15 protein-coding genes are annotated in these 21,334 nt (G+C 61.8%); 1 reads left to right on the forward strand and 14 read right to left on the reverse strand.

From position 1 onward, the window contains the following. Positions 1 to 502 precede the first annotated feature (502 nt). Both fucO and CSV91_RS04500 read right to left on the reverse strand, forming a co-directional pair. Positions 503 to 1,669, reverse strand: coding sequence for a lactaldehyde reductase (fucO, locus tag CSV91_RS04495; RefSeq protein ID WP_022094861.1), 1,167 nt, complete (start codon positions 1,667 to 1,669; stop codon positions 503 to 505). Between the two features lie 165 nt (positions 1,670 to 1,834). After that, positions 1,835 to 2,551 (reverse strand): YoaK family protein, encoded by a 717-nt coding sequence (locus CSV91_RS04500; RefSeq protein WP_089572184.1) that lies wholly within the window; start codon positions 2,549 to 2,551, stop codon positions 1,835 to 1,837. Between the two features lie 253 nt (positions 2,552 to 2,804). On the opposite strand from CSV91_RS04500, the gene CSV91_RS04505 reads away from it, so the two are divergent. Next, the gene (locus CSV91_RS04505) at positions 2,805 to 4,940 is read left to right on the forward strand and encodes a YgiQ family radical SAM protein (protein WP_232049558.1); all 2,136 of its coding nucleotides are present in this window, start codon (positions 2,805 to 2,807) and stop codon (positions 4,938 to 4,940) included. Here CSV91_RS04505 and CSV91_RS04510 read toward each other — a convergent pair. The 12 genes from CSV91_RS04510 to CSV91_RS04565 all read right to left on the reverse strand — a co-directional run bounded on the left by CSV91_RS04510 (position 4,937) and on the right by CSV91_RS04565 (position 21,034). After that, complete coding sequence (locus CSV91_RS04510; protein WP_099431967.1) at positions 4,937 to 5,848, reverse strand: CPBP family intramembrane glutamic endopeptidase; 912 nt, start codon at positions 5,846 to 5,848, stop codon at positions 4,937 to 4,939. The two genes, CSV91_RS04505 and CSV91_RS04510, sit on opposite strands and share 4 nt — an antisense overlap. Positions 5,849 to 5,882: 34 nt before the next feature. Then, positions 5,883 to 6,086 (reverse strand): type II toxin-antitoxin system RelB/DinJ family antitoxin, encoded by a 204-nt coding sequence (locus tag CSV91_RS04515; protein ID WP_099431968.1) that lies wholly within the window; start codon positions 6,084 to 6,086, stop codon positions 5,883 to 5,885. A 214-nt stretch (positions 6,087 to 6,300) separates the two neighbouring features. Further along, positions 6,301 to 7,677 (reverse strand): ATP-binding cassette domain-containing protein, encoded by a 1,377-nt coding sequence (locus tag CSV91_RS04520; RefSeq protein WP_147579382.1) that lies wholly within the window; start codon positions 7,675 to 7,677, stop codon positions 6,301 to 6,303. Between the two features lie 3 nt (positions 7,678 to 7,680). After that, entirely contained in the window at positions 7,681 to 8,736 is a 1,056-nt protein-coding gene (locus CSV91_RS04525; protein WP_099431970.1) for an ABC transporter substrate-binding protein, read from the reverse strand. Between the two features lie 2 nt (positions 8,737 to 8,738). Continuing rightward, entirely contained in the window at positions 8,739 to 10,550 is a 1,812-nt protein-coding gene (locus tag CSV91_RS04530) for a [FeFe] hydrogenase, group A (RefSeq protein WP_232049559.1), read from the reverse strand. Further along, positions 10,544 to 12,376: an NAD(P)-binding protein gene (locus CSV91_RS04535; RefSeq protein ID WP_099431971.1), complete on the reverse strand. Its 1,833-nt coding sequence runs from the start codon at positions 12,374 to 12,376 to the stop codon at positions 10,544 to 10,546. The genes CSV91_RS04530 and CSV91_RS04535 overlap by 7 nt, the downstream gene beginning before the upstream one ends. Positions 12,377 to 12,633: 257 nt before the next feature. Continuing rightward, on the reverse strand, positions 12,634 to 14,016 hold the full coding sequence (locus CSV91_RS04540; protein WP_099431972.1) for a 6-phospho-alpha-glucosidase: 1,383 nt from the start codon (positions 14,014 to 14,016) through the stop codon (positions 12,634 to 12,636). 3 nt (positions 14,017 to 14,019) lie between these two features. Further along, positions 14,020 to 15,636, reverse strand: coding sequence for a PTS transporter subunit EIIC (locus CSV91_RS04545; RefSeq protein WP_099431973.1), 1,617 nt, complete (start codon positions 15,634 to 15,636; stop codon positions 14,020 to 14,022). 99 nt (positions 15,637 to 15,735) lie between these two features. After that, positions 15,736 to 16,590, reverse strand: a complete 855-nt coding sequence (locus CSV91_RS04550) for a PRD domain-containing protein (RefSeq protein WP_232049560.1) — start codon at positions 16,588 to 16,590, stop codon at positions 15,736 to 15,738. A gap of 18 nt (positions 16,591 to 16,608) precedes the next feature. Next, positions 16,609 to 17,121 (reverse strand): PTS sugar transporter subunit IIA, encoded by a 513-nt coding sequence (locus tag CSV91_RS04555; protein ID WP_157757991.1) that lies wholly within the window; start codon positions 17,119 to 17,121, stop codon positions 16,609 to 16,611. 280 nt (positions 17,122 to 17,401) lie between these two features. Continuing rightward, positions 17,402 to 18,163 (reverse strand): EFR1 family ferrodoxin, encoded by a 762-nt coding sequence (locus tag CSV91_RS04560; RefSeq protein WP_099431975.1) that lies wholly within the window; start codon positions 18,161 to 18,163, stop codon positions 17,402 to 17,404. Positions 18,164 to 18,784: 621 nt separating this feature from the next. Continuing rightward, complete coding sequence (locus CSV91_RS04565; RefSeq protein WP_099431976.1) at positions 18,785 to 21,034, reverse strand: DEAD/DEAH box helicase; 2,250 nt, start codon at positions 21,032 to 21,034, stop codon at positions 18,785 to 18,787. Positions 21,035 to 21,334: the final 300 nt, after the last annotated feature.

Here is a 21,334-nt window from a genome sequence, read left to right on the forward strand (position 1 = left end):
CACGCGCACGGTTTACAATCCCAATCTTGCATAAATCCTATCGGTATCTGCATAGAAATGAGGCATCTTTTTGCTTCGTCTCAGGGTACCCCACCTTAGACCGTGCAAAAAACGGAGTATTCAGCACCGTGGGCCCCAACGGCCCCATCACAACCGACATAACGACGTGGTTACAGCAGTGTTGCAGGCCGGCGCAAACCAAAAACGCGGCGACAGCCATCTCCGCCCATCGATAGCCCGCCCACAAGGACTGTCGATGGGCGCCGCGGGCCACTACGGCCCATTCACAACGTTATGCATTTTTCAGAGCTTGCTGAATACTCCCAAAAATGCACGCTGGGAAGTGCACCACCTATCCGCAGCGGGCAGCATGCCTTGGTTTTGCCCATATCGGGGTATCGGCGCGGCACAAAAGCCCCCGCCGCACGAAGAGCGCAGCGGGGGCTTCCGACATGTCCGAGGACGATTGTGGGGCTAACGGGCAGGGGCCCGCCGAACCAAGTTAGGCAGCCGGGCAGATCTTCTTGAAGAGCTCGATAACGTCGTCGAGCGTCGCCTCGCGCGGGTTGCCCGGGAAGCAGGCGTCGGCCATGGCGTCCTTGGCCAAGACCTCGATCTCGTCGGCCTTCATGGCCTCGCAGACGTGCGGGATGTTCACATCGGCAGAGAGCTGCTTGACGGCGGCGATAGCGGCGTCGGCAGCCTCGTCGGTGCTCATACCCGTGGTGTCAACGCCCATGGCAACGGCAACCTTGGCCAGGCGCTCGGCGCAAACCGGCTTGTTGAACTCCATGGCGATCGGCAGCAGCATGGCGCAAGCGACGCCGTGCGGGGTGTCGTAGTGAGCGGACAGGGTGTGAGCCATGGCGTGGTCGATGCCCAGGCCAACGTTAGAGAAGCCCATGCCGGCGACATACTGGCCAAGAGCCATGCCCTCGCGGCCGGAGCCGGGCTGGCCGGACTTGGCCTCGGCGACGGAGTCGCGCAGGTTCTCGCTGATCAGCTTAATAGCCTCAAAGTGGAACATGTCGGAGAGCTCCCAAGCACCCTTGGTGGTGTAACCCTCGATGGCGTGGGTCAGAGCGTCCATGCCAGTGGAGGCGGTCAGGCCGGCGGGCATGGAGGCCATCATGTCGGGGTCGACGACGGCGACCTCGGGGGCGTCGTTGGTGTCGACGCACACGAACTTGCGAACCTTCTCGGGGTCGGTAATGACGTAGTTGATGGTCACCTCGGCGGCGGTACCGGCGGTCGTCGGCACGGCGATGGTGAACACGGCGTGGTTCTTAGTGGGAGCAACGCCCTCGAGGCTGCGGACATCGGCGAACTCGGGGTTGTTGATGATGATGCCGATAGCCTTGGCGGTGTCCATGGAGGAGCCGCCACCGATGGTCACGATAGCGTCAGCCTCGGCGGCCTTGAAGGCCTCGACGCCGTCCTTGACGTTCTGGATGGTGGGATTGGGCTTAATCTCGGAGTAGAGGCTCCAAGCGATGCCAGCGGCGTCGAGCTCGTCGGTCACCTTAGCGGTAACGCCAAACTTGACCAGGTCGGGGTCGGAGCAGACGAAGATCTTCTTGTAGCCGCGACGCTGGAGCTCGCCGGGGATCTCCTTGATGGCGCCGGAACCATGATAAGAGATGGTATTGAGAACGAAACGATTAGCCATTGATAGCCTCCCATCGTGTGCGGGGCACCCATTACGCCCCACGCTATGAGTCCCATCCTAACGCTTTTGAAACAAAAAACACGTGAGAACGTCAAAATTGTTAAAGCGTTTCAACAGGAGATGAAAAATACTGCGGCAAAGGGACAACCCCTCTGCCGCATTCCTCTACTTTCGACAGCCCTCTTTCCAAGCCTCGGCCGCAACCTTCCAGCGAAAACGCAAGTCGCGCTCGCGGTCGATGAACATGATGGCAAACGCGACAAACAACAGCACGCTCGCCACGACGATGGCGTGCAGGCCCATGCGCTCAATACACCAGTTGCCCAACACGGCGCCAAACACAAAGGTGAAAATCACGCCAAAGTACAGCAGGCCATTTTCCAAAAAGCCGCGCTTGTGGGTGATGATGTAATCGTCCACGTTTTGCAGCGCGTTGCGCAAGTTGCCGATACACATGGTCGTGGCGATGCCGTGACCGTGGATCTTGCGGAAGCTCTCGACTTGCATACCGCAGGCAAACGAAGTGAGGCAGTTGGCGAGCAGGTTGAAATCGCCGCCGGGAATAAAGCTCACGCCCAGCAAGATGACGGCTTCAAAAAACACCGTCACCTGACGCCAGTGGATCACGCTGCCAAACCGCTCGTGTACCAAGTCGGCAAGCATAATGCCCACGGCAAATGACACCACGGGAAAGAAGTAGCGTCCCGCCAGCGCCCAGTTGCCCTCCGAGATGCTCACGCCCACGAGCAGGATGTTGCCCGTCTGCGCGTTGGCGAAAACATGGTCGCGCCCAATGTACGAATAAACGTCCATAAAGCCACCGGCGAGCGCCAAGATGATGCCCAGCTCAATAGACTCCGATATCTGCTTGGCACGCTGCATCGTCGTGCATCCTCCTTGTTGACGACTCTCTCGTGCGTTGGCGGAAACATAGCCGCCGTTCATACTGTAACCCATTGACAACATGGCGTGCGCGCGAGACGACCCCTTCGACACGGGGATACACAGTCTGGAAACAAACGACTGGCTCAGCGACGCTCTCACTCACCAGCTCATGTACTCCACCAGTCTTTTTAGCCCCGTCCCAAAAAGACTGGTTACAATTACGTGCAGCATACAAACACCGGGAGGGATCGTGGCAAAAAAGCCTCAGCACGCTCAGAACAACCAGCGCAGTCAGCAGGGCAAACAGGGCCAGCAGCAAAAGCGCGGCGGCAAGGCCCAGGGCTCGCGCCCCGCGCATGCCCCAGCAGCGCCCGCCCGCCCCTGGCGCCCGGGCCGCGACAAGTTCCTCCCCGTCAGCCGCGCCGACATGGATGCACGCGGCTGGGACCAGTGCGACTTTGTCTACATCTGCGGCGATGCCTACGTGGACCATCCGAGCTTTGGCATGGCCATCATCAGCCGCGTGCTCGATGCGCATGGCTACAAGGTGGGTATCATCTGCCAGCCCGACTGGACCGACCCCGCCAGTATCACCGTGCTCGGCGAGCCGCGCCTGGGCTTTCTCGTCAGCGCCGGCAACATGGACTCCATGGTCAACCACTATTCGGTGACCAAGCACCGCCGCCACACCGATGCCTATACCCCCGGCGGCGAGGAGGGGCGCCGTCCCAACCGAGCCGTCACGGTCTACGGCAACCTCATCCGCCAGACGTTCAAGGACGCTCCCATCATCATCGGCGGCATCGAGGCAAGCCTGCGCCGCCTGGCCCACTACGACTACTGGCAGGACAAGCTCAAGCGCTCGGTACTGCTCGACTCGGGCGCCGACATCCTCATCTACGGCATGGGCGAGCATGCGATCGTCGAGATCGCCGACGCGCTCGATGCCGGACTGCCTGTCGATCAGATCACCTACGTCAACGGTACCGTCTACCGCACGGGTTCGCTCGACGAGGTCTACGACTACGACCTGCTGCCCAGCTGGGACGACCTTGCCGCTGACAAGCTCAACTACGCGCGCAGTTTTAATGTGCAGCAGCAGAACATGGACCCCATCACCGGGCATCGTCTGGTAGAGCCTTACCCCAACAGCGTCTATGTGGTGCAGAACCCGCCGTCGGCAACGTTGACGACCGACGAGATGGACGAGGTGGCCGAGCTCCCCTACGCACGCGATTGGCATCCCGACTACGACGCAGCGGGCGGCGTGCCGGCCTTTGCCGAGATCAAGTTTTCCATTAGCTCCAACCGCGGCTGTTTTGGCGAGTGCTCGTTTTGCGCCCTCACCTTCCACCAGGGCCGCGTGTTGCAGATGCGCAGCCACGACTCGATCATGCGCGAGGCCGAGCTGCTCACGCGCGATCCCGAGTTTAAGGGCTACATCAACGACGTGGGCGGACCGACGGCTAACTTTAGCCGCCCGGCCTGCGACAAGCAGCTCAAGCACGGCGTGTGCAGGAACAAGCGCTGCCTGTGGCCGAGCGTGTGCAAAAACATGGTGGTCGACGAGAGCGGCTACACGCAGCTGCTGCGCGACCTGCGCCAGCTGCCGGGCGTCAAGAAGGTCTTCGTGCGCAGCGGCATCCGCTTTGACTACACCATGGCCGATGCCTCGGACGAGTTTTTACGCGAGCTGCTGGAGCACCATGTCTCGGGCCAGCTACGCGTAGCGCCCGAGCATGTGAGCGATGCGGTGCTATTCGTGATGGGCAAACCGAGCCGCGCCGTCTACGATGCGTTCTGCCGTAAATTTGAACGCCTGAACCGCGAATACGGACTCAAGCAGTACGTGGTGCCGTACCTGATCTCGAGCCATCCTGGCTCGACGATGAAGGAAGCCGTGGACCTTGCCGAGGCCGTGCGCGACATGGGCTATATGCCCGAGCAAGTGCAGGACTTCTACCCCACCCCGTCCACTATGTCGACCTGCATGTACTACACCGGCGTGGATCCGCGTACTATGCAGCCGATCTACGTGGCACGCGACCCGCACGAAAAGGCCATGCAGCGCGCGCTGATTCAGTATCGCAAACCCGAGAACTACAAGCTGGTGCGCGAGGCACTGGAGAAGGCCGGGCGTCGTGACCTGATCGGCTACACCAAGCATTGCCTGATCCGTCCCGTGCCGCCGCGCCCGGGCGAGACGTCTGCTGGCGGTGGCCATGGCACCGGCAAGAAGGGCGGCAAACCGCATGGCGGCGGCGCTGGCAAGGGACCCAAAGGCAGCAAGGGCCACGGCGGCATGTCGCGCGCGCAGAACACTGCCGGGCGCAACCGTGCAGCTCAGGGGCGTCAGGGCGCCAACGGAGGCGGGCGTCACAACTAGGGCAGCGGCGCGCTCACTGCGTCCATCCCACACGCTTGGCGCAGTGAGCGCATTGCCTCAACGAGGATGACGCCGGCAATAGCGACCGTAATTGCCACGTCGAACGGCGTGTTCACAAACCAGAGCAACGTCATGAGATACGACCCGGCATTAAAGGCAAAATGCAGCAGGATCGTGTAGCGGAGCTTTCCGGTGGTCACGAGCACCCAGCCAAAGACCAGACCGGCGGCGCCGGCGTAGCAGCCCTGCACCCAGTTCATATGCATAAAGCCAAAGATGGCCGCCTGCAGCACAATCGCCGCGGCGATACCTCGCTTGTCCGGCGCCGCCCAGGGCACCATGGCGACGTATTGCGCCCGCGCGCGACGCCGACGCTTCCAGAGCGGACGGCACTGCGGGTTAAATGCTCGGAGCGAAAACTCAAAAATGATACCGCGCACCAGCAGCTCTTCACAAAATGGGGCGCCGAGCACCGTAGTCAGGACGGCCAGATAGCTCGTGTCGCCCATGCCCGTCTCCTCGACAAGTTCGCTGTAATCGGCCGCGGTCTCGGGCAACAGCGACAGCACAGCGTCGGTCACGTAGCCAACGACCACCTGCAAGGCAAGGCCGATCACGATAACGCAGGCGATGCGTTTCCACGCCTTGCCTGCTCCCCCGCCAAGCGGGCGCTCGCCCTGCCGGCGCGCCATGAAGGAGCGGGGCCACAGATAGCGCCACCACAGCAGCGCCATCAAAAACGACGCCGTCTGAGCGGCGGCCTGAAACCATTGGATATCGAGATTGTCGATCGGGAAACCCGTCAGTGCCGACACGATGTCCAGCGCGGAGAACAAAACAATGCTCAGGGCAATATCGGCAGCGACGACACCAAAACAGGCAAGCGCCCAAACCAGCGCATTGAGCATGCCAACCTCCTCAAAACCCGGCACTTGGGGACAGTCATTGTTGATGAGAATCGGGCGCAATGCCAAAAGCCCCGTTGGGCGAGATGTCGAACGGGAAGGTGCCGCAGCGATTGAACGCAGCGATAAACATGCGGATGGCGTTGGACGGCGTGGTGCCCACGAGCTGGGTTGCCGCCGCGAAGGCTGCCTTCTCCTCGGGCATGACCTTCGCGACTACAGGGGTCATGTGTTCTGCCATGGCGCTTCCTTTTTGAAACGACGGTAGTGCGGATAGATGCGGGCCACGCGGCTGGGCGACGGGCTGTGAAGGCAACCCGATTGGCCCGCATCCGGAGTTTGTTTCTGCGGCGTTGGTATTACTTGGTATTCCTAAGTATTACCCCGCAGATAGAATACCACACCCGCCCCATGGGGACGGAGAAAAACGGATTATTTTGTTGCTGGGTAAGTATTTAGAGCGTGATGATGTCCGAGATATTGAGGGCCCGAGCGTCAGCGGCGTCGTGCGTGGCAAGCAGGAGCGTGCGACCATTGAGGAGGTCGAGCACGACCTCGGCCGTCATATCGCGCGCAGCGGCTTCCAGGCCGGTAAAGGGCTCGTCCAGAATCACCGCGCCGCCGGGGCACAGCAGGGCTCGAGCGATCTCGACGCGACGGCGCTGCCCGCCCGAAAGCTTGGCTACGTACGCATGCACGTCGATTCCCGGCACCAACCGGCGCAGCAAGGCCGCGGCGCTCGAAGCATCCACGCATGCATCGGCGCACACCAGCACGTTATCCAGGGCAGAAGCGTCCTCGACCAGGCGCGCATCCTGAAACACCATCGGGCACGGTGCGCACTCCCCCGCCGCCAGCGCCAGCAGCGTCGACTTGCCCACGCCCGAGGCGCCCATCGCGCAGGCGCGCCCACCCGCGGGCACGTTGAGCACCAGACCATCCAGCGCCGGCGCCCAGGGCGCGCGATCGCCCACGACGAGCGCAAGCTCCGCCGCAGCGCCATCGCTCGCAGCCCCTGCACGCCCGCGACTACCACGCCCATGCGCCTGCACGGCCGCGCGCCACGCCACGGGCCCCGAAACCCGCAGCAGCCACACCAGCACGCGCTCACACGCCCACGAGGCGGCAACGACCAGCACGGTCCACGCCAGCAGATCAGCCGTCTCAATCAAAAGCTTTGCCTGATAGATGCGCTCACCCACGGTGCCCGTCGCTATGCCGATGAGCTCCGCCGCCACACCGGCCTTCCAGCTCATGCCGATGACCGCCTTCGCGCACGAAAGCACAAACGGCAGGACTTCGCGCCAGGTATGGGCGCAAAACAGTCGCCAGCCCCGCACGCCATGCAGGCGGAACATCTGCTTCAGCGGTTTATTCACCTGTGCCAAGCCCTCGGCCAGCGAAAAATACACGCCCGGCAGCGCCATCAAAAAGACTGCCGCGATGCTCACGCGCGCCGACCCCAGCCTGATAAGCAACAGGACCACCACGCAGGCGACCGGCGTCGCCTTTACAAACGACAACGCCGGAGCCACCAGGTGCGCAAACGCACGCGAACGTGACGAAATCCCGGCAAGTACGCCACCACACACCGCGGCAAGCGCCAACCCGCCCAGTATCCGCGCGCCCGAGCCCGCCAAAATCGCCCAGGTGCCGCCATCGCGCATCAGGCGCAGCAGCGCCAAGGCAACAGCGCCCGGCCCCGGCAAGATCAGCGGCTGCGCCACCAGCGCCGCCACCAGCATCCACACGGCAAGCCAAAAGGCGGCGACGGCACCTGCTGCCGCCACCGCCTTCATACGCTCTGTCATTTGTCGAGCAAACGCACGCACGGGCTACTCCATGTAGTAGAAATCGTCAGCCGGGAGCTTGCCGCCCACGGCGCTCGCATCCGCATCGGCCAGCACCTGCAGGTACCCACCGAGCGTCGCCTTCATATCTTTCCCCGTCTGACAGACAAGCATGCACCCGGGAATCGCCTTCTCGGCGATCTTGGCGTTGTCCACGATGCCGGCATCGACCACAGCCTGCGCCCAGTCTGTCGGCGCAGCGTTGACGGCCTTCACACTCGCCGCATGGCAGCTCAAGAACTCCGCCACGGCCTCGGGATGTCCCTCGGCAAACGCGCGGCGCACCACGGTCACACCCGTCAGCAAGCGCGAGCCCGTGTCACCCGCCAGCTCGTCCCACACGTCGGTCAGGCTCACCGGTGCCGACAGCTTGCCCTCGCTCTTGGTGATGGCGGCGGTCTTGAAGGGCTCGGGCAACACGCCCACGACAGTCGGGTCGGCAAGCAGGGCCGAGAGTACCTCGGTGGGCTCACTCTTAAACTCAAGCGCCACCTGGTCGGTCAGGCCCGCGCGCTCCAGCAGGTAGTTCATGACGTACTCCGGCGTAGTGCCCTTGCCCGTCATGTAGACGGTACGACCCGCCAGATCGCCAAACGAGGTAACGTCCGCGTCGCCCGTCACAACGTTCAGCACGCCCAGCGTGTTGATGTCGATGACCTGCACCGCACCCTCAGTCTTGTTGTAGAGCACGCTCGCCACGTTGGCGGGCACCAGGGCAATGTCGATATCACCCTGAATGACCTTGGGAACGATCTCGTCGGCGGCAGTGTTGATCGCAAAGTCGAACTCGTTGTCCGTCTCGCCGTTTGCGGCCTGGTCCATAAACTGCACCAGGCCAATCGAGGTCGGCCCCTTGAGCGAGGCGACGTGCACCTCAACCGACTCTGCAGCAGCACCGGCGCCGTCCGTGGCAGCCGAGCCCGCGGTGGACCCGGCACCGGCAGCCCCGCCGCCACAGCCCGCGAGCGCAAGCGACAACACGCCCGCGGCGAGCGCCGAGGCAAATCCTCGGCGCGTCATCTCAAAATCAAACGCGCGCATCGCTAGCACGTCCCCTCGTTAGGCATCGACCAGGCGTGATGGTCGGTATGCAGCAACTCCTCGGCCAGTGGCGAGAGCGGCTTGCCCAAGAACTCGCGGTAGCATGCCTGGACATCGGGATTCTCGTGCGAGAAGCGAATATCCGCAGCGGCATCCAGGCCCCACAGCACCTGGCCGCGCTCGGCTGCCAGCTCGCAGCCGTCGTGAATGGGCTGACCGCCGCCACCGACACAGCCGCCCGGGCACGCCATGACCTCAACGAAGTCATAGCTCACGCGGCCGTCGCGAATCGCGTCGAGCAGACGGGCGGCATTGCCCAGCCCGTGTGCCACGGCGACGCGCACCTTGGTGCCATCGATATCGGCGACGGCTTCCTTCCAGCCATCCAGGCCACGCACGTCGGTAAAGAAATCGGCATCCGGGTTCTTACCCGTCACCAGGTAATATGCCGAGCGTACGGCGGCCTCCATCACGCCGCCCGTGGCGCCAAAGATCACGCCCGCACCCGTGCCAAAGCCCAGCGGCGTGTCGAGCGGCTCCTCGGTAAGTGTGTCGACGCTCACGTGGCTCGCGCGGATCATGCGCACCATCTCGCGCACCGTCAGCGCAACGTCCACGTCGGGCGCGCCGCCCTCGCCCATCATGCTCGGCAGCGCACACTCGGCCTTCTTGGCCGTGCACGGCATAACGGACACCACGAACAGATGCTCGGGCTCCACGCCCAGCACCTTGGCGTAGTACGTCTTGGCAATAGCGCCGAACATCTGCTGCGGCGACTTGGACGTGGATAGGCTGTCGACAAACTCCGGGTAACGTGCCTTCACAAAGCGCACCCAGCCCGGGCAGCAGCTCGTGAACATGGGCCAGCCGTGGCTGTCGCCCTCGCCCTTGACGGCCCTCCCTAGGCGCTCGAGCAGTTCGGAGCCCTCCTCCATAATGGTGAGGTCGGCCGAAAAATCGGTGTCGAACACGTACTCAAAGCCAACGCGGCGCAGCGCGCAAGCCAGGCGCTCGACGGTAGCCTCCTCGCGCGGAATGCCGAGTTCCTCGCCCCAGGCGCTGCGCACGGCAGGTGCGATCTGCACCAGCACGATCTTGTCGGGATTAGCGAGCGCGTCAAACACGGTCTCGGTATCGTCGCGCTCGCGCAGTGCGCCCGTCGGACAATGCGTAATGCACTGGCCGCACGCGACGCAATCGGTCTTGCCGATCGGTGCGCGCCCGCGGGTACCCACGGCGGTATGCGTGGCGCGGTTGGTCAGGTCCCAAATCCCTAGGCCCTGCACACTCTCGCACACCTTGATGCAGCGCATGCATTTAATGCACTTGTCGTTTTCGCGGATGATGGGAAAATCGAAATCCCAGCCCTCGCCCGCCAAATGCCTCTGATACGGCAGATAGAAAATGCCCAGGTCGTTGGCGATGGCCTGCAGGTTGCAGTTGCCGCTGCGCACGCAGCTCGTGCACTGCGAATCGTGCTGGGACAGCAGCAGCTGCACATTGGTGCGGCGCGCCTCGCGGGCCTTGGGGCTGTTGGTGTGCACCACCATGCCGTCGAGCACGTAGTTGTTGCAGGCGGCGACCAGCTGATCGCAGCCCTCGACCTCGACCACGCACACGCGGCAGCCGCCGATCTCGTTCAGATCGCGCAGATAGCACAGGGTGGGAATCTGAATGCCGACGGACTTGGCCGCATCCAGGATCGTGGTGTGCTCGGGAACCACAACCTCGCAGTTATCGATAATGAGCCTGACCATGTTATGCGCTCCGTTTTCGCTGTTGTCGCCGACAGTGGTTTTGTTGAGCTCTACCATTCCAGGTTCCTCCCTCCGCGGAACGCGCCAAAGCCAAAGTGATCGCAACGCAGGCAGCGGCTCGCTTCCTGGCGTGCCTCCTCCTCGGTGAGGCCCTGCTCGACCAGATTCCAATCGTGAATACGTTCGCCGGCCTCGCGCTCACCCAGCTCGCAGCGGCCGCACTCGTGCTTGCCCTTAAACTGGACGGTCGGCAGCTCCACGTCGAGCTTGATCTTGTGGTCGAAGCCCAGGTAGCGGTCGATATTTGCCGAAGCCACGCGGCCGGCGTTGATGGCGCGGATAACGGTGGCGGGGCCGGTCTGGCAGTCGCCGCCGCTAAAGAGGCCGTCGAAGTTGGGCACGGCACCGTCCGAGTCGGTGACCACGCAGCCCCACTTGCAGGCAACGCCCATCTCCTCAAACGGCTTGGAATCGATGTCCTGGCCAATGGCCACAAACACGCGCTCGCAGGGAATGACGCGCTCGGGCGTGGCGGCGGCACGCGGGGCCGGACGCCCACGACGGGGCTCGCCGATAATCTGCGGCTGCACGCGCAGACCGCTCACGCGACCGTCCTCGCCCGTCTCGATGGCGAGCGGGGCCGTGAGCTCCAGAACCTCGCAACCCTCGGCCTGGGCACCGGCGATCTCGGCGTCCTGGGCCGTCATATCGCAGATGCGACGGCGGTAGACGATGCTCACCTTTTCGGCACCGCAGCGCACGGCGGAGCGCGCCACGTCCATGGCCACGTTGCCGCCGCCGATGACGCACACGCGCTGCCCGCTCAGGTCGGGCAGCGCGTCGTCGCCAATGGCACGCAGCATCTTGACGGCCGACTCCACGCCGGGAGCCTCTTCGCCCGGAAGACCGAGCTTCTTGTCACTGTGGGCACCAATGGCCAGGTAGACGGCATCGAACTCGTCTCGCAGGCGGGCAAGCTCCTCGCCGTTGACGGAGTGGTCGAGCTCAACGTCGATACCGGCGCTCAAGATCCAGTCGATCTCGGCCTGCAGGCGCTCGCGCGGCAGGCGGTAACTGGGGATGCCGTAGCGCAGCATGCCGCCCAGGTGGTGGCGCTGCTCAAAGATGGTCACCTTGTGGCCCATCACGGCCAGGTAGTAGGCACAGGAAAGGCCGGCCGGGCCGCCGCCGATCACGGCGACGCGCTTGCCGGTGTTGTCGGCCACGCTGGGCTTGTAATCGTTGAGGTCACTGTGCTCGACGGCAAAACGCTTGAGAGCCAGGATGTTCATGGGGTCGTCGACCATGCCACGGCGGCAGTGCATCTCACAGGGATGCTCGCACACCAGGCCGCAGACGAGCGGCAGCGGATTGTTCTTGCGGATGACCTTGACGGCGTCGGCATAGCGGCCGGCCTCGACCAGCGAAATGTACCCGGGAATGTCGACGTGCGCCGGGCAGCCCGAGACGCACGGGACGCGGGCCTCGCGGTCAAAGCCACAGGAGTGCTCGCGGATGTGGTGCTCAAAATCGTCGCGGAAACCGCGGATAGCAGTGAGCGCCATGGCGCCGGCCTCGTAACCGATGGCGCAGTCGCTCGAAAGATAGATGGTACGGGCGGTGCGCTCGATCAGATTGAGCGTGGACTCGTCGGCGCGGCCCTCGAGCACATCGGCGAGCAGGTCGCTCAGCGCGCTCAGGCCCACGCGGCAGGGCGTACACTTGCCGCAGCTCTGGGTGGAGCACAGGTTGACGAGCGCCGCCGTAAACTCAACGGGGCACGGGGCGAGCGAACTCACCGCCAGACGGCGCCCAAGCGCATCGTGCAGGTCGTCCATGACGGCCTGAGCGTGGCTGCGTTCCATTACATGCAGTCGAGCCATAAGATCCCCTCTCACATGGCAGCCCGGAGGCGAGGCCGGGCGAAAATGCTACATGCAACACACTGACCTAAAAAGTTGTTTGGCAACAACACGGTTCGGCAGGCGGTATGAAATGTCATCCTTAGCGGTGAAAACGAACATTTCCGCAGATAAATGCCATATTTGATAAAACGCGTTACCAAATGACAATGCCCCGCCCGCGCACAACACGCGGACGGGGCATTGTTCAAGTTATGCGGCCAGCGGCACTGTCATCTTTACTTAAGCTCGGGCCAGTAACCCTTGTTGGCCTCGATCATGTCGTCGAGAACCTCCTTGGCGACCTTCATCGACGGCACGGTCTTGTTCAGTGTAAAGGCCTTGAGCGCCTTCTCGTACGAACCCTCGATCGTAGCCTCGACCACGAGCTTCTCGGAGTTCAGCTGCTGCATCATGAGGCCCTGCTGGAACAGCGGAATGTTGTCGCGGCTGATGACCTCGGGGCCGTTCTTGCCAATGTAGGCAGGCAGCTCGACCATGGCGTCGTAGGGCATGTTGGGGATAGCGCCCTTGTTCTCGCAAATGACCAGGAAGCGCTGCTTGGTGTCGTTCTTCAGAGCGATAGCCAGGTCGGCAATCCAGTCGCCGTGGCTGCCCGCATAGAACGTGCTCTCGTCGATCTCGCCGGTCTTCTCGTAATGGTCGATGCCGTCGAAGAGGTTCTTCTCGCGCGTCTCCTCAACCTCGTTAGCACGGGTGCGCTCGGGGTTGGAATGCTCGACGAACTCCTTCTGCTGCAGGTAGTAGTTCAGATACGTGTTAGGCAGGTACTCCGGGAAGCACTCCATAATCTCGTACTCGCCCTTCCAGACGTAGTACCAGCTGCCCTTGGTGTGGCGGTTCTGCTCGGGATGCTCGTCGGTGGTCTCCTCGGGCTTCTTTGCCATGAGCGAGCCCATGCCCTTGAGGTAGGAGTCGGGCAGCAGGATCTGGTGTTCCTTGATGTACTCGCGCAGCTGCGGGAGCACCTCCTCGCCCTTGTGGCGAATCGAGGTGAACCAACCAAAGTGGTTAAGGCCAAAGTAATCGTACTCGACATCCTTCTTGTCGATATCGAGCGCGGCGCAAACCACGTCGATGATCGCGATCGGCATGTCGCAGATGTTGATGATGCGAGCGTTGGGGCGCAGCACACGGCAGCCCTCGGAGACGATGGCGGCAGGGTTGGAGTAGTTGAGAATCCAGTAGTCCTTCTTGGCGTACTTCTCAACGTCATCGATCAGCTCGACCATGGGGAAGATGGTGCGCATGCCGTAGGCAAGGCCACCGCAACCGCAAGTCTCCTGACCCACGCAGCCGTGGCGCAGCGGAATCTTCTCGTCCTGCTCGCGCATGGCGTAGCCGCCCACGCGCATCTGGGCAAACACGAAGCTCGCGTCGGTAAAAGCCGTCTTCTTGTCGGTGGTCACCGTGAGCTTGATGTCCAGGCCGAGGTCCTCGTGCAAAATCCAGTCCACGAGCACGCCGATCTTGCGCTGGCGCTCCTCGTTGATGTCGTACAGACGAATCTCGTCAACGTCGAGCTCGTCCTTGCGCAGGGCAATGGACTTGACGATGCCGGGGGTAAAGGTGGATCCGCCACCACACAGAGTAATGATCATTGTTTACTGCTCCTTCTCAATTGCGTTTTCGACCTTGTCGCGCATCTCGGCGACCTTCATGCCAAAGATGATCTGGATATTGTTGCCGTTGCGGTTGATGCCGCTGTTGGGCACGTGGTTGATGAGGTTCTCATCGATGAGGTCCGGGTTCTTAACGTTCACGCGAAGACGCGTAAAGCAGTTCTCGAGCTCCTCGATGTTGTCCTTGCCGCCAAGACCTGCGACCAGGTCGGCAATACCTGCATCGACGCCCTCTGCGGGAGCTGCGGCAACAGCGCCCTGCTTCACCGCGACAGACGCGGCGGCCTCGCCCTCGGCAACGGACTCGGCGAGCTCGGACTCTTCCTCGCGACCAGGGGTGTGGAGGTTGAGCTTCTTAATAAGGAAGGTGAAGAGGAAGAAGTACAGAGCGGCGTTGACGACTCCAAGCACCAGCATAACCGGCCAGTTGGTCTTGTCGACACCGAGGACCAGGTTGGAAACCACGATGTTGATGATACCGCCTGCAGTCGAAGCGGGCACGGAGAGGACCTTGAGCAGAACCAGGAAGATGCCGGAAAGAACCGAGTGAACGACAAAGAGCACGGGAGCGGCAAAGACAAAGAGGAAGTCCATGGGCTCGGTGACACAGGAGAGCACGGCGGTGATGATCAGCGGGATGATAACGGCCTTGGTCTTATCCTTGTTCCCCTTGTAAGCGGTGAAGATAAAGGCGAGACCGATACCGATGTAGGGCCACAGGTTGTTGAAGGTGTAGCTGTTGAAGTAGGTGCTATCGGAGAAGGGCTGGCCCGTCATTGCCATCTCGGCGACACGGATGGGATAGGCGCCGGCGATAACCTGATCGCCCAGCGTCAGGGTGCCACCCACATCGGAGAACTGGAACGGAGTGTAGATGAGATGGTGCAGACCGGTGGGAACGAGCAGCTTGTTGAGCATGCCGTAGATAAACAGACCGATGTTGCCCGACTCTTTAATGATGCCGGCAACGGAGGAGATGGCACCCTGGACCGGAGGCCAAACGATGCAGAAGCCAGCACCCATGATCCAGGAAATGATGATCATGATCAGGAACGGGAAGCGAACGCCCGAGAACATCGAAAGGGCAATGGGGAACTGCTTGTTCGAGTACTTGTTGAACACGGCACCAGTGATGCAGCCCAGGATGATGCCGCCAAACACGCCGGTATCGAGCACCTGAATGCCCATAACGGTGCTCTGGCCGGTTCCGGTAAGGCCGAGCATGCCGCTCGCTTCGGCAAGAGAGCCGGTGGCGTTGAGCACGATGTTATTGGCCTGAAGGAACAGGAAGAACGACATCAGGGCGATCAGCGAAGCATGGCCCTTGTTCTTCTTTGCCATGGCGCCGGCGATGCCCACGCAGAACAGAATCGAGAGGTTGTTGATGATAAACATCAGCGACTGATAGACAACGGCGCCCACAAGCTGGAACGGACCGGAGCCCAGCACGGGAATCATGGCGCAGATGGTCTTGTTGGTTAGAATGATGCCCACGATGAGCAGAATGCCGGCAACCGAGAGATACATCATCGGCTGGACGATTGACTTCGCGAACACCTCCAACGGCGCTTTGAAATTGAACTTCTTTTTTGCGGTCATAGCGGTACTCCCCTTCCTTTTCCGCAAATTAAGACAGATGTGCCCTGGACAAGACCGTGAGCCTTGCCTTATATCAATCGATGTATGGGCACGTTATGCCTAGAGACCAGGTTCTCCAAGCAGGTTAACAATGTGATATGCGAGATAACTCTTCTCGGCATCGGTAACGACAACGTTATAGGTAGACGACAAGTGGGCGGCTATGGCGTCCGCGCACGAGAACGCGCACGGATACGCCGTTTCATCGATTCGGAACAGCGCGTCGCCATTGATTTGCCCTGACGTGGGATCGAGCGCTCGCTGCGCGAAAAACTGCAGGTGACGAACGAAACGCTCATAGGGCAGCGAGGTGTCATCGAGGGTCGTAGCATAGCGCTCGGAAACAATCGCAAGCACGTCGCGAACAAGCTGGACCGAGATGATGAGACGGTCGGAGCGTTGCGGCATGGTGGCGTTGACGATATGCAGCGTAATAAAACCCTGCTCTTCTTCGCTCATCTGGATGCCCATATACTCCTTGATAATCTGCAGCGCACGGCCCGCAAGCGCATACTCCTTGCGATAGAACTGCTGGATCTCGAGCAGCAACGGATTCTCACAGGAGACGCCCTTGCGCTCGCGCTCCAAAGCAAGGCCGATATGGTCTGCGAGAGCAATGAGGATCTTGTCGTTGATATCAACATTGAGCTCTCGACGGAGCATCTGAACAATGTCTTCGGCAATCACGAGGTTGACGGTGGAGATGGACTCCAAAAGATGTGCCAAGCGGTCAATCGTACGCGAATCCTGAGAAGTGCCCTCCTGCAGCGCATAGGTCTTTTCGACCGATGCTTCATCGATAGCATCGCCGGCATGACGGCCAAAGCAGAGGCCTCGGCCGATGACGATGAGCTCGGAGCCATCGTCCGAAGTGACCATTGCGACGTTATTGTTGAAAACTCGCTTGATAACCACGGTACCCACCACAAGAATTTACTCGGAAAGCCAGACGACAGGCTCTTTAACAGCAACAGGGCCGGAAGCATGCTCACGAAGAGTCGAGTTCTCCGAACGCTCGCACACGATAACGAAGACCGTGGGATCGAAGCCGGCGGCGCGGACCGCGTCGAAATCGACCTCGACGAGGGGCTGGCCCGCGTCGACATGGTCACCCTGGGCAACGAGCGCATGGAAGCCCTTGCCCTCAAGTTTAACAGTGTCGATTCCGATATGCAGCATCACCTGAGCAGAGCTGTCGTCGGACATGATGCCCAGCGCGTGCTCAGTCGGAAACAGCGCCGCGACAGTACCGGAGACAGGAGCGCACACCGTTCCCTCTTGGGGAACCACGGCAACGCCATCGCCCACGGCACGGCTGCTAAAAGCGGGATCATTGGTTTTTTCTAGGTGAACAAGCTCGCCGGAAACGGGAGCGAGGATTTCGAACTCGAAGGTTGCAGTCTTCTGCTCATCCGAACCGCCCATCAGGCGAGAAAAGAAACCCATGGTGGCATGTCCCTTCATAAATATAGCCCAACCAAAATCAAGCGAATGCATCCATAGAGACACACCCGTTCAAAGACTTTGGTTAGGCCCACGTCCGAGGGACTCGGTAACCTTCCGCATTTCTTTTTACGGGGGTTATTGTAGGCAACAGCAAAGCCAGAATAGTCATTATGACCGGTGAGCGGTATTTATTCTTCGATAAACGGTATTTAAGCGACACTTAGGGACGTTCCTTTACTGCCAGTACCCAGGGACACTCCTTGCAGCAATTTCGCATGCGTTAGATGAAGAGCTCGCATTCCTTCCGCACGACGCAAACCTTGCTCAGCATCTGGGAAACAGCGGATAGCTTGTTGGGATCAAGCTTGCGAGCGCCTCGCGGACATACGGCGATGCAGCGCATGCAGGAGATGCACGCCTCGCCAGCTGTTCGCTTGGGGTCGCCCTTTTCGATAGCACAAACGGGGCACGCCGCGGCGCATGCACCGCAGAAGACGCAATCCTCTGTTGCCTCGGGTGCCATACGGTGACTTCCAGCTTGTTTATAAGGACGATTGCCGGGAATAGAGGGCTCGGACGCATCCTCAGCCAACAGCTTTTGCTGAATTTGCTGCGCAAACTCTGCGAGCTGCGCCGCATCCTGCGCATCCGGTCGCCCAGCAGCAAACTGACGAGCAACGGAATGCTCGGCAATAGCAGAAACCGCTGCAACCACCCTAAATCCGGCGCGCTTCGCAACGTCCTCCAGCTCTACGAGCGTGTCCTCAAACGCGCGGTTTCCGTATACACAAACCAAAACAGTCCGAGCCCCGTTGCCGCGCACCATGCCCAACCGGTCAGCCACCACAGCCGGGATTCTACCGGCATACGCCGGCACAGAGATTACGGCCACGTCGTCCTCAGTCATCGAGACAGCGCTGAAATCTAGCCCGCTATCGGTCAGATCGACGGTAACGGTCTTTTTGTCCAGCGCCCCGGCCACAAGGCCAGACACCTTCCGCGTTCCACCCGTCGGACTAAACACAATTTCGAATACGCTCATCGAGGCACCCTCCCCCTACGCCAGGCAACGCGTCAAGCCGTTTTCACATTCAGACAGAGTATACGGCGCATGGGATCCCCGTTTTGGTGCACCAAGCACCCCAATGCACCCACCCTACGCTGTCTGCCTCTTCGTTTTGTATAAATTACGGTACAGATTGTATATATTTACGGGATACCGCCGTGTTCTCCTGAGGTACCCCATCCTGGCCCGTGCAAAAAACGGAGTATTCTGCAACGTGACTGCGCCAGCACCGCCGCGGGCGAGCAAAACTGTAGGGCGCTGCGTCATTTAGGGTTCCGACATAGCGAGAATGACGTACCTTTGCTTCGAAAAACGGCGAAATCTAACTCAAAACGCTCATAGGGGGTATCTGAAGGCCACCGTTGGCAATACCGAATCGTATGCAGCCAGCTAGAGCTGCTGAATACTCCAAAAAATGCACGGCACACCCCATGGGACCCATTGCCGCATGGCAGGAAACAGGCCCACGGCATCTTCTAGATGCATTCCCGAGGAAATCACATTTGAACTAGCGATCGGATACGGCAAACAAAAAGGGCCCCGAGCGTAGTTGCTCGGGGCCCTTGGTTCACCTCGCTCTAGTGGGCGATGCGTATGCTATTTGCGCTTGCCGCCGCCGTCACCGGGGCGACGGGAGCTGCCGCCGCGCTTGCCACCACGGCTGTTGCCATAGCTGCCACGGTTATCGCGACCGCCGGCACGACCGCCGCGGGAGCCGGCCTGGTTGCCGCCACGCCCGCCACGATAGCCGCCACGACGCTCCTCGCGGGTGTCGTCGTAGTTGCGCCAGTCATCGCGACGATCGCGGCTGGCACGCGGATCACGACGATCGCGCGACTCACCAGAGCGGCCAGCGCCGCCGCGGCCGCCATTGCCGCGAGCACCCTCGCGACGCTCGCCGCCACGGACGCCGCGCTCTTCAAAGCGCTTGCCGCCACGGGACTCACCGCCGCGGGCACCTCGCTCACCGCGACCCTCGCCGCCGCGGCGCTCATCACGGCCACTGCGCTCGTCATCACGACCGGAACGACGACGGTCACCCGAGCCGCGCTTGCCGCCGCGCGAACCACGGCCCTCGTCCTCGCGCTCGACACGACGACGGCCACCGCGATCCTCGTCCTCACGACGGCGGCGGTGTGCCTCGCCCTGGAACTGCTTGGCACGACGCTCGGCACGGTTACCGCGCGCAGGCTGCTCAGCGGCACCAGCACCAGCGCGCTCCTCGGCAGCCACCTCGCGGGCCACGCTCTCCACGGCCTCGTCCACGCGAGCCTGAACGCCCTCGCGCACGCGGGTCTTGCCGCCGCGCTTGGGACGGCTCGGACGCTCGCCGTCGCCGCGGCGCTCATCGCGACCGCGGTTGGAACGACCGGCCACATCGCCGTAGTCATCGCCGTTACGCTTGCCGTCACGACGTGCCTGCTCAAGCTTCTTCTTGCTCTTGGACTTGCCGCGCTTGGTCTTCTTCTTCACCTTAAAGGCTGCAGGGTCGCGTTCGGGGTCAACCGCGGGCGGATTGGGACCCACATGCAGGTCGCCGGCCTCGTAGATGTCGGCGGTCTTGTCCATGAGCTTCTCAATCTCGTAGAACTCATCGACGTCCTGCTCGGTCACAAACGTAATGGCCCAGCCCAGCTCGCCGGCGCGGCCCGTACGGCCAATACGGTGGATGTAGTCGGTCGGCTCGGCCGGCACGTCAAAGTTCACGACGTAGCGCACATCGCTGATGTCGATGCCGCGGGCAAGCACGTCGGTCGCCACCAGCACGTCGACGGTACCGTCGCGGAAGGCCGAAAGGGCACGCTCGCGCTGGGCCTGGCTGCGGTTGCCGTGAATCGCGGCGGCCTTGATGCCCTTACGCTCCAGACGACGGCAGCAGCTGTCGGCGCGGTGCTTGGTGCGCATAAAGACGATAGTGCGCTCCGGGCCTTCCTTTTTGAGGAACTCGGGCAGCAGGTTGTTCTTTGCCTCGATGGACACCGGGAACACAAACTGGTCGACGGTGTCGGCGGTCGACGTGGCGGGCGCGATCTCCACGCGGGCCGGATCGCTCACCAGGTCGGTGATCTCGCCCACGGCCTCCTCGTCGAGCGTGGCCGAGAACAGCAGCGTCTGGCGCTCGGCCGGCGTCTCGCGCACAATGCGGCGGACGGCGGGCAAAAAGCCCATGTCGAGCATGCGGTCGGCCTCGTCGAGCACCAGCACCTTGACCTCGTCCAGGTGGCAGGCGCCCTGCTCGATCAAATCGACCAAACGGCCCGGCGTGGCGACCAGGATGTCGCAGCCGTACTTGAGGGCAGCGGTCTGCGGCTTGTAGCTCACGCCGCCCACGACGGTCACGGCGACATGACCGGTGACGTCGGCGATCTTGCTCGCGACCTCGTCGATCTGCTGGGCAAGCTCGCGCGTGGGGGTGATGACGAGCATCACGGGGCCGCGGCCGTTGCCCTCGGGCTTTTTAGCGCCGCGACGGCGGTTGCGGCCGCTGCGCTCGCGCACAGGCTTGGGCGGAGCGATGTGCTCCAGGTTGTTCATGGTCGGCAGCAAGAAAGCGGCCGTCTTGCCGGTGCCAGTCTGAGCGGCGGCAAGCAGGTCGCGGCCTTCGAGCACCACAGGAATCGAGCCGGCCTGAACAGGCGTCGGCGCCGTGTAGCCCAGGTTCTCGATAGCACGAAGCATCTCGTCCGAAAGCCCCAGCTCGTCAAAGGCGGGCAGGCTCTCGGTAGCGGACTCGACGGCCTGGGCAGCATTGGCCTCATCGGCCGCATCGAAGGCAGCCTGGGTCATGGCCTCGCGGGTCTCGTCCAGAATCTCGGCGTCCGTGACGTCGGATACAGAATTACGCATATGTTGTTGTTCCTTATCTGCACGCGCAATGGGCACGGCATGCGGCCGCGCGGGCGTGCTTGGTAGTGCGCTAATACATACAAAAACGGGTGCGCACAGAGAGGACGTTGCTCAGCACGCTGGCGATCGCTTTGGCAGCCCTATCACGCGCCGTCCAGACGCAGCAGCTCTAAGCGATGGAGCAGATTCGCCGCGGGTTAGTATACCCGTGCTTCGCATGCCCCCACGTAAACCACAGATGACGAGGCGGGTCTGGGCCAATTGTCTCAATCTGTAACATCTGCAGGGCAAATCTTCCTC

The organism is Collinsella aerofaciens (assembly GCF_002736145.1).
Taxonomy (GTDB): domain Bacteria; phylum Actinomycetota; class Coriobacteriia; order Coriobacteriales; family Coriobacteriaceae; genus Collinsella; species Collinsella aerofaciens_A.